The organism is Microbacterium sp. JB110, from assembly GCF_003335195.1.
Taxonomy (GTDB): domain Bacteria; phylum Actinomycetota; class Actinomycetes; order Actinomycetales; family Microbacteriaceae; genus Microbacterium.
Genome location: NZ_QPGM01000001.1, coordinates 595,673 through 607,339 on the forward strand (window position 1 = coordinate 595,673; position 11,667 = coordinate 607,339).

The window sequence follows — 11,667 nt, forward strand, 5'->3', positions numbered from 1 at the left end:
GAGAGCGAGGAGGATCGCTATGCCACCCCCACCTGAGTCCCGGCGCGCAGCGCCCTCAGTGCGCGAACTCGCCGCCGCCCAGTCGCCTGATCTCGTGTTCTTCTCAAGCGTGTCGGAGAACACCCGCCGCTTCGTCGACCGGCTCGACCAGCCCGCGGTCCGTATCCCGCTGCGGCCACGAGTGGAGGGGCTGATCCGGGTCGCGCGGCCCTTCGTGCTCGTGGTCCCCACGTACGGCGGCGGGGAACGTGCCGGGGCGGTGCCGAAGCAGGTGATCTCGTTCCTCAACGACCCCGCGAACCGGGCACTGATCCGGGGGGTGATCACGGCGGGGAACACGAACTTCGGCGAGCACTACTGCCTCGCCGGCCCTGTCGTCTCTGCCAAATGCCAGGTTCCGGAGCTGTACCGCTTCGAGCTGCTCGGCACCCAGCGCGACATCGAACACGTGAACATCGGCCTGACCCGCTTCTGGGACCAGGCCTCCGACAATCTGACATCCATTGAGAGGAAGACCGCATGACCATCATCTCCCCAGCGGCTCGGGCAAGCACCGGGATCGGTGCGCGGAAGGACTACCACGCCCTCAACGCGCAACTGAACCTGTTCGCCCCGGGCGGGTCGATCCAGTTCCACAAGGACAAGGAAGCCGCCGACGAGTACCTGCGCCAGCACGTCATCCCGAACACGAGAACCTTCCCGAGCGTGGCCGAGCGCCTGGAGTGGCTGGTCGCGAACGCCTACTACGAGCGGGCGTTCCTCGACGCGTACGCCCCGGAGTTCCTCACCGACCTGCATGAGCGGGCTCGCGGGGCCGGGCACCGTTTCCAGACCTTCCTCGGCGCGTTCAAGTTCTTCACTTCCTACGCCCTGAAGACGTTCGACGGCACCACGTACCTGGAAGGTTTTGAGGAGCGCGTCGTCGCTACCGCGCTCTTCCTCGGACAGGGCGACGAAGCCCTCGCGACCCGGCTTGTGGACGAGATGCTCTCGGGCAGGTTCCAACCTGCGACCCCGACATTCCTGAACGCGGGCAAGGCGCAGCGCGGCGAGCTCGTCTCCTGCTTCTTGCTCCGCCTGGAGGACAACCTCGAGTCCATCGGACGCAGCGTTAACTCTGCGTTGCAGCTCTCCAAGCGCGGGGGCGGAGTCGCGCTGCTGCTGACGAACCTGCGCGAGACCGGAGCACCGATCAAGCAGATCGAGAACCAGGCCTCCGGCGTCGTCCCGGTGATGAAGATCCTCGAAGACTCCTTCAGCTACGCCAACCAGCTCGGGGCCCGGCAGGGTGCGGGCGCAGTGTATCTGCACGCGCATCACCCGGACATCCTGCGGTTCTTGGACACGAAGCGGGAGAACGCGGACGAGAAGATCCGCATCAAGACGCTCTCGCTCGGCGTCGTGATCCCCGATGTCACCTTCCAGCTCGCGAAGGAGAACCGGGACATGCACTTGTTCAGCCCCTACGACGTCGAGCGCGAGTACGGGAAACCGCTGTCGGACCTGTCCGTGAACGACCACTACGACGAGTTGGTCGCGAACCCGCGGGTGCGGAAGACCACGATCAGCGCACGGGAGTTCTTCAAGACCCTCGCCGAGCTGCAGTTCGAATCCGGATACCCCTACGTGCTGTTCGAGGACACCGTCAACCGCGCCAACCCGCTGCAGGGGCACATCAACATGTCGAACCTGTGCAGCGAGATCCTCCAGGTCAACACGCCCTCCACCTATGACGCGGCGATCGGCTACGAGCAGGTCGGCCGGGACATCTCCTGCAACCTCGGCTCCCTCAACATCGCCCAGGCCTTCGCCTCACCGGACTTCGGCGCGACCGTCGAGACCGCAGTGCGGGCGCTGACGAGTGTGTCGGATCAGACCGACATCGACGCGGTCCCCTCGATCGCAGCCGGGAACGACGCGTCGCACGCGATCGGTCTCGGTCAGATGAACCTGCACGGGTTCCTCGCCTCGCAACGCATCCGCTACGGCAGCGAGGAGGGCATCGACTTCACCGACATCTACTTCCTCACCGTCACCTACCACGCCCTGCGCGCCTCCAACCGGATCGCCATCGAACGCGGCACGACCTTCACCGGGTTCGAGACCTCCACCTACGCCGACGGCTCGCACTTCGATAAGTACACCGAGCGCGAGTGGCGGCCCGCCACCGAACGTGTCCGCGCCCTCTTCGCCGAGGCAGGCGTCGCGATCCCCACCCGCGACGGCTGGGCGCAACTTCGGGAATCCGTGCGGCAGCACGGCATTTACAACGCCTACCTGCAGGCGATCCCGCCGACTGGATCGATCTCGTACGTGAACAACTCGACCGCGTCGATCCATCCGATCGCGGCGAAGATCGAGATCCGCAAAGAAGGCAAGCTCGGCCGCGTCTATTACCCGGCCCCGCACATGACCGACGACAACCTCGAGTTCTTCGAGGACGCGTACGAGATCGGCTACGAGAAGATCATCGACACCTACGCCGCCGCCACCCGCCACGTCGACCAGGGTTTGTCTCTCACGCTGTTCTTCCGCGACACCGCGACCACCCGCGACATCAACAAAGCCCAGATCCACGCCTGGCGTGCCGGGATCAAGACCCTCTATTACATCCGCCTGCGCCAGCCCGCACTCGAAGGCACCGAGATTGAAGGCTGCGTCTCCTGCGCGCTGTAACCCCAGAATCCGATCTTCCCGAAGGAACACCCATGACCCTCACCGATATCACCCGCCCCATCACCGAGATCTCCGTCACTCCGCCGGGCTATCGGCACGACCCGGCAGCCCGCCTGCGGCCCATCAACTGGAACCGCGTCGGAGACGACAAAGACCTCGAGGTATGGAACCGCCTCACCGCGAACTTCTGGCTCCCCGAGAAAGTGCCCCTCTCCAACGACCTCCCCGCCTGGCAAAAACTCTCCCAGGAGGAACGCACGCTGACCATGCGCGTGTTCACCGGGCTCACCATGCTCGACACCGTACAAGCCACCGTCGGCGAGATCTGCCAGATCCAAGACGCCCGCACCGAACACGAAGAGGCCGTCTACACGAACATCGCGTTCATGCAGTCCGTGCACGCCCGCTCCTACTCCTCCGTCTTCTCCACGCTCACCTCGACCCCAGAGATCGACGACGCGTACCGGTGGGCCGTCGCCAACGACCTGCTCCAGGAACGGTGCAAGAAGGTGCTCGCGCACTACTACGGGGATGACCCGCTCAAACGGAAGGTCTCCTCCACGCTGCTGTCCTCGCTGCTGCTCTACGCCGGGTTCTACCTGCCGCTGCACTTCTCCGTCCACGCAACCCTCACCAACACCGCCGACATGATCCGGCTCATCCTCCGCGACAAGGCCGTACACGGTTACTACTCCGGCTACAAATACCAGCGCGGCCTCGAAACCCACACCGCAGCCGAGCAGGAACACATGCGCGAGTTCACCTATGCGCTCCTCGACGAGCTCTACGAACTCGAACTGGCGTACTCCGGTGAGCTCTACGAACCGCTCGGCCTCATGGACGACGTCGCCGTCTTCGTCCGATACAACGCGAACAAAGCCCTCATGAACCTCGGCTACCCTGCCCGCTTCACTCCAGAAGAGACCGAAGTCAACCCCGAAATCCTCGCCGCCCTCGCCCCCGGAGCAGACGAGAACCACGACTTCTTCTCCGGATCCGGGTCCTCCTACATCATCGGCAAAGCCGTCGACACCAGCGACGACGACTGGGACTTCTAACCGACCGTCACTCCCACAACATCCACCCCAGAGAAAGAGAATCACCCCTTGAGTAAGAACGTCTCCGTCCTTGTCGGCAGTCTGCGCCGCGGCTCCTACGCACGCAAGATCGCCCACAACGCCATCGGCTACTTTCCCGAAGACTACGACGCACGCATCGTTGAGATCCGCGACCTTCCTCTCTACGACTTCGACTACGACGATCCCGACATCACCGACAAACCCACCCCGCCGGAATACACCCAGTTCCGCGAGATCATCAAAGCCTCCGACGGCGTGTTGTTCGTCACACCAGAGAACAACCGCACCATCCCCGCCTGCCTGAAAAACGCCATCGACATCGGCTCCAAACCCAACAGCGATGTCGCCTGGAAGAACCTGCCCGCAGGGATCATCAGCCACTCCGTTGGCCGCATGGGCGGGTACAGCTCGCAGAAGAACCTCCGGCTCGCACTCTCATACTTCGACATGCCCACCCCCGGACAGCCCGAGGTCTTTCTTTCCCAATCACCCACCCTTTTCGGTGAGGATGGGAACATCTCGCAGGAATCGACCGTGCAGTTCCTCCGGGACTACATCCTCCGCTTCGCTCGAATCATCGAAGGTCAGAACTCGGTGCGTTGATGCGATGCCTGCATCCCCGGAAGCACGAGCGCAGGCTCTGGGCGCGCGTGTTAATCCCTTTCCACTGACGGTAAAGCGCGTGCTCCACTCCGCCTCGACGGGTCGGGTTGCTGTCGACGCGACCAAGGTGATGATTGTGAACTCGGGCACCACGACGCTCAGTCACGAGACCGGTGAAGTCGATCTTGCCGCAGGGCAGGTCGTGCTGCTCCCTCCAGGCCGCTGGTATGCGGGAGAACCCGCCGGTCTAGTCATCACCACCACCGCATACATCGACACGGCATTCCTTGAGGAGCAGGAGCGCTGGATCACTCAGTCCAGCGCTCCTGCTCCTCTTGTGCTTTCAGATAGTCACCGGTCAGACCCGACCGTGCTCGACGTGCCTTCCACAGTGTTCCCGCACGTGAATGCTTCCCTGCAACGGTTGATCGACGGTGAACGGCACCATTTGCCGACACTTCGCCGCTTGAGTCTGGCAGTGGACCTGCTCGATATCCTCACGCGACCCGTCCCCGAGCACTCGCCCGAACACCCCTCGGTGCGCCACGCAATGGCGTTGCTCATGAACGATCTTGGCCGCGCGTGGACCATGGATGTTCTCGCCGACGAGGCCGCGATCTCTCGATCGCAACTCGCCCGACTCTTCACCCGCCACGTCGGCACAAGCCCAGCAGCGTTCCTTCGCAACGAACGTTCACGACGCATGGCCGACCTTCTACGCTCAAGCAGCGACACCGTCGAAACCATCGCACGTCGCGTCGGATGGACCGACCCCAGCCACGCCTCACGCGCCTTCCGTCAGGTACACGGTCTGTCCCCGCAGCAGTATCGGCAAATCTCTCGACCATAGACGACTGCTCGATACCAGTGGCCGCCAACTGTGTCCTGCCTCACAAGTACGCCGACCACGCCATCGTGCGCGCGAACCTGCGAGGGAAGTAGCCACCACCATGAGCATCAACCCGGGCGAAGCATCAGCATCGACGTCCACGAACGCTGCGGATCCTCGGCGCAAGATAAGCCCGCCGAGCGCCCTGTCTCTCGGCATCATCGTCTGGACCGATGACCCGGAGGTCGAGCCGACCGTGATCGCAGGCCGGAACCCGGTCGCGTTGGCGCGGGCGGTGGCGGTCACGATCCACGAGATGCTCGAAGACTCTGAGGTATATGCCGGGGCGACGGAGTTCCTACAGTCGAATCCGCCGCCGCAGGATTGGGTACTGCCCGAGGACGTGGATGCGTGGTTGGAGGCGCTGCGGGAGGCGACGCCGTACCCGGCGTACTCGTTCCACCACGTACCTCTGACGGGCGGTGCGGACGGAACGAACCACACCGTCATCAACCGCTATCTGCAGCATGCGCTGCAGGAACGCGAGGATGCTCTCACCCCTGACTCGACGCCGAGCTCCGTCGCTGGCCCCTCGTCAGGGCGTCACCTCGCACGCTGACCCGGTGGCGGAGTTTGACGTTTCGGCGCGTGTTTTTGGTGTTTCGACGCGTCATTGCCGGGATGCCTCGCCCTTGACTCGGTTCTGTGCGTACCTCTGGAACAGCACCACCTGTGACACCTGAGCGATCGGGTGCAGTGGCGTGTCCTGTCTATCCGAGTGTGATTGGAGTCTTTCATCATGTCCGATATCACGATCCCCCCTTTGGGGTATTCGTCTGAGCCGCCGCGCCCGCATCGGGTGGTGGTCGCTTTCGATGTCCTCGCTCGCACCCAAGCCGAGGCGCAGCACATGGTCGTTGAGGTGCTGATCGAGGGGCTCGCCGGTCCTCCCGACCAGCTCCGCACAGAAGGCGACCGGGTATTCGGTGAAGACTTCGGCGACGACGTCCCGCACATCCGCTCCTGGACACCCGCAGCTGACGCCGCTCCCACCCCGCCGGTAGCGGTGCCGTCACCCGGGTGGGAGGCGTTCGAGGAGTCGGGGATTCCGGAGATCGTGGCGGAGATGTTCCCACCCGAACCGGGCACCGGTGACTTCCGCCTCCCGGACGGCACGCCCGATCCGGAGAGCTTTGAGGACGCGCATGAGCGGTGGCGGGACGAGTGTCTCTCCCTCGCGGTCCAGGCGTCACGTCTCCCGGAGACTTTGGATCGGTTGGAGCGGGCTGAGCGGGTCCGTGATGGCCTGGTGGATCTGTTGGAGCGGGAGCGGTTGCCGGTGGAGCCGGTGAAGGAGGATTATCTCGTCACGGTCGCCCCGTCGTTCGAGGGCGAGTACGAGGACATGAGGTTCCGATCCGACCACGCCCAGTGGCGGTCCGAGTTCACCGCGACCGCGCTGCGCCGCGAACACGCCCTGCAGGGGCTCGTGGCCAAGGGGGGGGCCGCGGACGATGTTCCTTCCGGAGCGGTTTCACCGTGAGTGGGTGCCTTCGGATCTGATCGCCCTGCAAACCCTCCGTGTACTCGTGGAACGGGAGAAAGCCGGGGAAGGCACACCCTTGCTGGACCGGGCGCAGAGGGAGGAACTGTCAGCGATGCTGTTCGCTGCCGATCCCGACATTCGCGTGGTTGACCCTGACGACCCGGCTGGGGCTGAGTTGTATGCGGGGCAGGCGTCAGACGCACACGACTGGATGCCGCCCGGCGTGTATGACGCGACTGGGTACGACGGAGAAGGCCAGTTCCGGCTCGTCGTGGGCCGTGTCCCGGTCGGGGATGGGGTGACGGCGTCGGCGGCGTTCCCACCGGCCGAGCACGACAGTGTCGTGGTGAACGAGATCGCCCGCATCCTGGAGCAGGACACCGAACAGCACAACACGGCTGAGATTCTTGACCGGATCAACGCCGCGGTCCTCGAAACTGGACGGACGGCTGCCACACCCTCGGATATTCGTGCGCCCGGGCAGGCGCTGACCATGCTGGAACGTGGGGCACTGCTGAGCGAGCTCCTCGCCGAACGGGAACAACACCTGAGCATGGACCCGGACGGCCCCGAGCCGCCATGCCCAGACCGTGGTTCTGGCCGGAGCCTGTAGCAGAAAGTCATCTCTGATCGGTGGAGCTGGAAGCCGGTGTGTTTGACGATTTGGCGCATGTTCTTGACGAAACGGCGCATCCCGCCCAAAAATGCTCGCGGCAACCACGCGACCTCGGGTAGGGGTTGAGGTTCAGAAGGGATGCTCAGAGCGGAGAATCTGCGGCCAGCACGGTTTGTTGACGCACCTTCCCTGTGGATACCGCGCACGAGCCCCGGCCCGTGCCGTGTCCTGAAGGAGGTGCACATGACCATCACCGACCCCACTGCCTGGCCGATGCCCACCAGCCTCCCCAAGGAGCTTGGGAAGGCTGCCGCCGTCTACGCCGCCGCGGGCATCCCCGTGTTCCCCTGCGCACCCGGTCAGAAGCGCCCGCTCACCGCGCATGGGTTCCACGACGCCACCACCGACCCCACGCAGATCGACGCCTGGTGGGGAAGGTATGGGCCTGCTGAAGGTTCGGTTGACTCCTGGACCGCTTTCGAGCGGGAGAGGATACGACTATGCCGAAGAAGTACACGGACGAGTTCAAGCAGACCGCGGTCGAGCTCGTGGAGTCCGGGTTGTCGCAGAAGCAGGTGTGCGCGGATCTCGGGATCTCGAAGTCCGCGCTGCAGGCGTGGGTGCGTGACGCCCAGCTCGTCAGCCGAGGGATCGAGCCGGCTGGTGACGTCGATGAGCGGCGTGAGCAGGCAGCGATGCTGAAGCGGATCAAGGAGCTGGAGACGGAGAACCTGATCCTGAAGAAGGCGACGGCGTATCTGTCGCAGGCGAATCTGAAGCTCGGCGGCCAGGCCCCAAAATGATGTTCCCGCTCGTCCAAGACCTTGCCGCGGCCGGGGTGCCCGTCGCGGTGACGTGCCGGGTTCTGGGGTTCACAAAGCAGGCGTATTACAAGTGGCAGGCGCGTCCGTGCTCACCGCGCGACGAGGACGACGCCCACCTGATCGACGCGCTCCGCGACGCCCACCACGACGATCCCGCGTTCGGGTATCGCCTCCTCGCGGACGAGCTCGCCGCGGACGGGCATGTCGCCAGCGAGCGGCGCGTGTGGCGGTTGTGTTCGCAGGAGGGCATCGCCTCCGAGATCAGCAAGCGCGGGCGCGGGAAGGGCAAGCGCCGTCCCGGGCCGACGGTGCACGATGACAGGGTACAGCGCGTGTTCACCGCGGCGGGGCCGAACGAGATCTGGCTCACCGACATCACCGAGCACTGGACCCCTTGGATTCCAGCAGTCGTCGCAACGCCTATAGGAGAGGTGACGCGATGGCGGAGAAGAGATACACCGAGGAGCAGAAGGAAGAGTTCTTCCGGGTACTCGATCGAGGCGGGACTGTTCGCGCGGCCGCGCGAGCAGTCAGGGTGGACGAGGACGCCGGTTACAACTGGCTGCGCAAGACGGGGTTGACGATGCAGCGGGCGACTCCGCGTGTCTACTCGCCGGAGTTGAAAGAGGAGTTCTTGCGGCTCGTTCGCGAGCGGCAGATCATCTCGACCGTCGCACGTGAGTTGGGCATTCATCGACCGACCGCGTACGCGTGGGCGCGGAAAGTGGGGATATCCACGAGCGAGGCCCGCCGCGTTAACCCCAGGCGCGAGGAGTTCCTGCGCCTTCGGGCGGCAGGGCTCACCCGCGCGGAAGCCAGGGCGCGAGTTGGCGCGGACGCCCGTTCGGCAGCCGACTGGGATAAGGGCATCAGAATCATCAAGCGGGGCCGGGTCTATCCGGATGGTCGTGTCGTGCGCTACCCAGAGCAGAACAATGGGAGCGTGCCCGAACGAAGATCCCGCGCGATCGGCGGAAGCGTCGATCTGAACATCGTGGAGAAAGTCATCGACAGCCGATACGTCAGTCTTCTCGAACGAGAACAGCTTCAAGACCTGCACCGCGCGGGGCTTTCGATCCGCCAGATCGCGGCGGAGATGGGACGATCGCCGTCAACGATCAGTCGCGAGCTGCGTCGCAACACGGTCTCTACCCGCGGCTACATGCCTCACACCGCGCACCGGCTCTCGGTCAAACGCCGCGCCAGGCCGCGACAGCCGAAGATCCTCGCCCACGAACCCCTCCAGTCCTATGTTCAGGCGAAACTGAAGATGAAGTGGTCGCCGCAACAGATCAGCCACCGACTGATCAAGGACTTCCCGGCCGCTCCGGAGATGCGCGTGAGCACCGAGACGATCTACCAGGCAATCTACGTCCACGCCCGCGGCGAACTGAAGCGATCACTCGGACAGCAGTTGCGGCGGGGGCGCGTTGCCCGGAAACCACACCGGCAAGCCGACGCTCGACGCCCACGATTCGTCGACCCGATGAACGCCATCAGTAACCGCCCGTCCGTGGCCGATTCCCGCGATGTCCCTGGGCATTGGGAGGGAGATCTCATCATCGGAGCGCTCGGCGGATCCGCTATGGCGACGCTCGTCGAGCGGTCCACACGCTTCGTCATGCTGGGGCACCTCGGGCGGGATCGCACTGCGGAAGCCGTCCGCGACTCCCTCATCGCGACCGTCCAAGAGTTGCCCTCGTCGTTGCGGGGTAGCTTGACCTGGGACCAGGGCGCGGAAATGGCCGAGCACTGGGCTTTCAGCACCGCGACGAACTTCGACGTCTACTTCGCCGATGCCGGCTCGCCCTGGCAACGCGGCAGCAACGAGAACACCAACGGCCTGCTCCGGCAGTACTTCCCGAAGGGCACCGACCTCGCCATGCACAGCGCTGACGATCTTCTGGCCGTCGCTCAAGAGCTCAACGGACGCCCCCGAAAGTCGTTGGACTGGGACACCCCGGACGAGCGAATGGCTGCTTTACTGAAAGTCTCGTAATCAACGTGTTGCGACGACTGCTGGAATCCAAGCCCGCGAGGGCAAGCTCTACCTCTGCGCGATCAAGGACGTGTTCGGGAACCGGATCGTCGGGTATGCGACCGGGCCGCGGATGACCGCGCGCCTGGCCGTCGCCGCGCTCGAGGACGCCGTCGCCCGCCGCGGGAACGTCGCCGGATGCATCGTGCACTCGGACAGAGGCAGTCAATTCCGGGCCAGGCGGTTCCGGAAGGCTCTGCGGCGCCATCAACTGGTCGGATCGATGGGCAGGGTCGGCGCGGCGGGCGATAACGCGGCGATGGAGAGCTTCTTCTCCACCCTGCAGACCAACGTCCTCGACTCGCGGCGATGGGAGACGCGGACGCAGTTGCGGCTCGCGATCATCCACTGGATCGAGGCGACCTACAACCGGCGTCGTCGTCAGCGCCGGCTGGGGAAGTTGAGTCCGGTCGCGTTCGAGGACATCATGAGATCGGCCGTCGCTCTGGCGGCATGAGGAACGGAGTCAACCGAACCTTCAGCAGGCCCGGTTGCAGCGGATCGAGCAGCACTCCCAGGGCCGGTTGATCCTGCTGTATGAGGATCCGGAGACGTTCGGAGCCGGGCATTTCGTGCTGCATCCCCTACACGGGTCCTCGCCACGGTTCGCGATCGAGGAAAAGTACCCGCCCGGAGTCGACTGGGCTGACGAGGACCGGGTCCCGGTGTCCTGGACGTGGGCATCCGAGGCTCGGCTTCCGCAACCGGATGGGAGCTGGACGTGGGTGACGCTCGCCGAGGGTGAAGTTGCCTCCGCTGACTACGAGACGCTGCTGCACATCACCGGTGGGTGGGCGGACGCACTGGGCGAGCTCATCGCCCGGGAAGAAGCCCTCACCGCTGACCCCATCAGCGATGACGGGGCGGGGCGTTCGGAGCCGGGTCGCACCTTCCTGACATGACCCTTCGACGCCACCGACGCACGCGCACCCAGCAACCCTCCGGAACCCCGAAGCAGGGGGTGGTGGTGCCTGCGGTGCTGCCGCAGATTCTCCTCGAAGCCGTGAACGCGGACACTCTCGTCGTGACCGTGAACGGTAACCGCCTTGCCACTACCCCGATCCGCCGAGGCGAGATCACGGCCACGGTGACGGAGCTCGTCGGGCGCTTCGGATCACCAACCCGGGTGGAGGTGCGAGAACTGGACGGCAGCATCCATGCGGACATCCTCACCCCGCCCGATCCTGTGCCGCGGTCGCCGTTCGCTTCACCGGAAGACGACGCACCCGCACTGGTGACGCTGCCGAACCTTCTGGAGTTCACCGCGAGCGGGTTCGTGCCCGGTGAAGACGTCGCCGTCGCGCTCATCCTGCGCCACAGCTCCGCTGGCCCCACCGGGACGGCACGCGCCCTGATCGAACGTGGAGAGAACCCCGTCATCACCGGTGAGGTGATCCTGCTGGGGCGGATCTCCAGCACCACCTCGGTGCAGCGCATCGACTGACCGCCGGCTCAT

Annotated in this window: 11 protein-coding genes and 3 pseudogenes; all 14 read left to right on the plus strand. The window is 64.9% G+C overall.

From position 1 onward, the window contains the following. Positions 1 to 19: 19 nt before the first annotated feature. The 14 genes and pseudogenes from nrdI (at position 20) to CIK77_RS02900 (ending at position 11,655) form a co-directional block, all read left to right on the plus strand. A complete protein-coding gene (gene nrdI, locus CIK77_RS02830; protein ID WP_087054587.1) occupies positions 20 to 523 on the plus strand; it encodes a class Ib ribonucleoside-diphosphate reductase assembly flavoprotein NrdI in 504 nt (167 codons plus the stop codon). Beyond that, positions 520 to 2,676 carry a class 1b ribonucleoside-diphosphate reductase subunit alpha gene (gene nrdE, locus CIK77_RS02835; protein ID WP_087054586.1) on the plus strand — a complete coding sequence of 719 codons (2,157 nt, stop codon included), beginning with the start codon at positions 520 to 522 and terminating at the stop codon, positions 2,674 to 2,676. The genes nrdI and nrdE overlap by 4 nt, the downstream gene beginning before the upstream one ends. A gap of 32 nt (positions 2,677 to 2,708) precedes the next feature. Beyond that, complete coding sequence (nrdF, locus tag CIK77_RS02840; RefSeq protein ID WP_087054585.1) at positions 2,709 to 3,734, plus strand: class 1b ribonucleoside-diphosphate reductase subunit beta; 1,026 nt, start codon at positions 2,709 to 2,711, stop codon at positions 3,732 to 3,734. Between the two features lie 48 nt (positions 3,735 to 3,782). Continuing rightward, positions 3,783 to 4,358 (plus strand): NADPH-dependent FMN reductase, encoded by a 576-nt coding sequence (locus CIK77_RS02845; RefSeq protein ID WP_087054584.1) that lies wholly within the window; start codon positions 3,783 to 3,785, stop codon positions 4,356 to 4,358. Between the two features lie 79 nt (positions 4,359 to 4,437). Further along, entirely contained in the window at positions 4,438 to 5,208 is a 771-nt protein-coding gene (locus CIK77_RS02850; protein ID WP_170934102.1) for a helix-turn-helix domain-containing protein, read from the plus strand. 100 nt (positions 5,209 to 5,308) lie between these two features. Then, positions 5,309 to 5,806, plus strand: coding sequence for a hypothetical protein (locus tag CIK77_RS02855; RefSeq protein ID WP_086992464.1), 498 nt, complete (start codon positions 5,309 to 5,311; stop codon positions 5,804 to 5,806). Between the two features lie 243 nt (positions 5,807 to 6,049). Continuing rightward, on the plus strand, positions 6,050 to 6,730 hold the full coding sequence (locus CIK77_RS02860; protein WP_140403514.1) for a hypothetical protein: 681 nt from the start codon (positions 6,050 to 6,052) through the stop codon (positions 6,728 to 6,730). Between the two features lie 4 nt (positions 6,731 to 6,734). Next, positions 6,735 to 7,346, plus strand: coding sequence for a hypothetical protein (locus CIK77_RS02865; protein ID WP_087054582.1), 612 nt, complete (start codon positions 6,735 to 6,737; stop codon positions 7,344 to 7,346). 276 nt (positions 7,347 to 7,622) lie between these two features. Further along, a pseudogene (locus CIK77_RS02870) lies at positions 7,623 to 7,781 on the plus strand (bifunctional DNA primase/polymerase); the annotation flags it as partial. A 68-nt stretch (positions 7,782 to 7,849) separates the two neighbouring features. Continuing rightward, positions 7,850 to 8,565: pseudogene (locus CIK77_RS17835) on the plus strand (transposase); the annotation flags it as partial. Between the two features lie 191 nt (positions 8,566 to 8,756). Then, positions 8,757 to 10,172, plus strand: coding sequence for an IS30 family transposase (locus CIK77_RS02885; protein WP_212647471.1), 1,416 nt, complete (start codon positions 8,757 to 8,759; stop codon positions 10,170 to 10,172). Between the two features lie 37 nt (positions 10,173 to 10,209). Beyond that, positions 10,210 to 10,668 (plus strand): annotated as a pseudogene (locus tag CIK77_RS02890) (transposase); the annotation flags it as partial. A 34-nt stretch (positions 10,669 to 10,702) separates the two neighbouring features. Further along, positions 10,703 to 11,113, plus strand: coding sequence for a hypothetical protein (locus tag CIK77_RS02895; RefSeq protein WP_087054577.1), 411 nt, complete (start codon positions 10,703 to 10,705; stop codon positions 11,111 to 11,113). Beyond that, positions 11,110 to 11,655, plus strand: a complete 546-nt coding sequence (locus CIK77_RS02900) for a hypothetical protein (RefSeq protein ID WP_140403513.1) — start codon at positions 11,110 to 11,112, stop codon at positions 11,653 to 11,655. Before CIK77_RS02895 ends, CIK77_RS02900 begins: the two co-directional genes overlap by 4 nt. The last annotated feature ends 12 nt before the right edge of the window (positions 11,656 to 11,667 follow it).

Coding starts and splice junctions, on each gene's coding strand:
- nrdI (WP_087054587.1), top strand. CDS start 20: ATGCCACCCCCACCTGAGTCCCGGCGCGCAGCGCCCTCAGTGCGCGAA.
- nrdE (WP_087054586.1), top strand. CDS start 520: ATGACCATCATCTCCCCAGCGGCTCGGGCAAGCACCGGGATCGGTGCG.
- nrdF (WP_087054585.1), top strand. CDS start 2,709: ATGACCCTCACCGATATCACCCGCCCCATCACCGAGATCTCCGTCACT.
- CIK77_RS02855 (WP_086992464.1), top strand. CDS start 5,309: ATGAGCATCAACCCGGGCGAAGCATCAGCATCGACGTCCACGAACGCT.
- CIK77_RS02885 (WP_212647471.1), top strand. CDS start 8,757: ATGCAGCGGGCGACTCCGCGTGTCTACTCGCCGGAGTTGAAAGAGGAG.
- CIK77_RS02900 (WP_140403513.1), top strand. CDS start 11,110: ATGACCCTTCGACGCCACCGACGCACGCGCACCCAGCAACCCTCCGGA.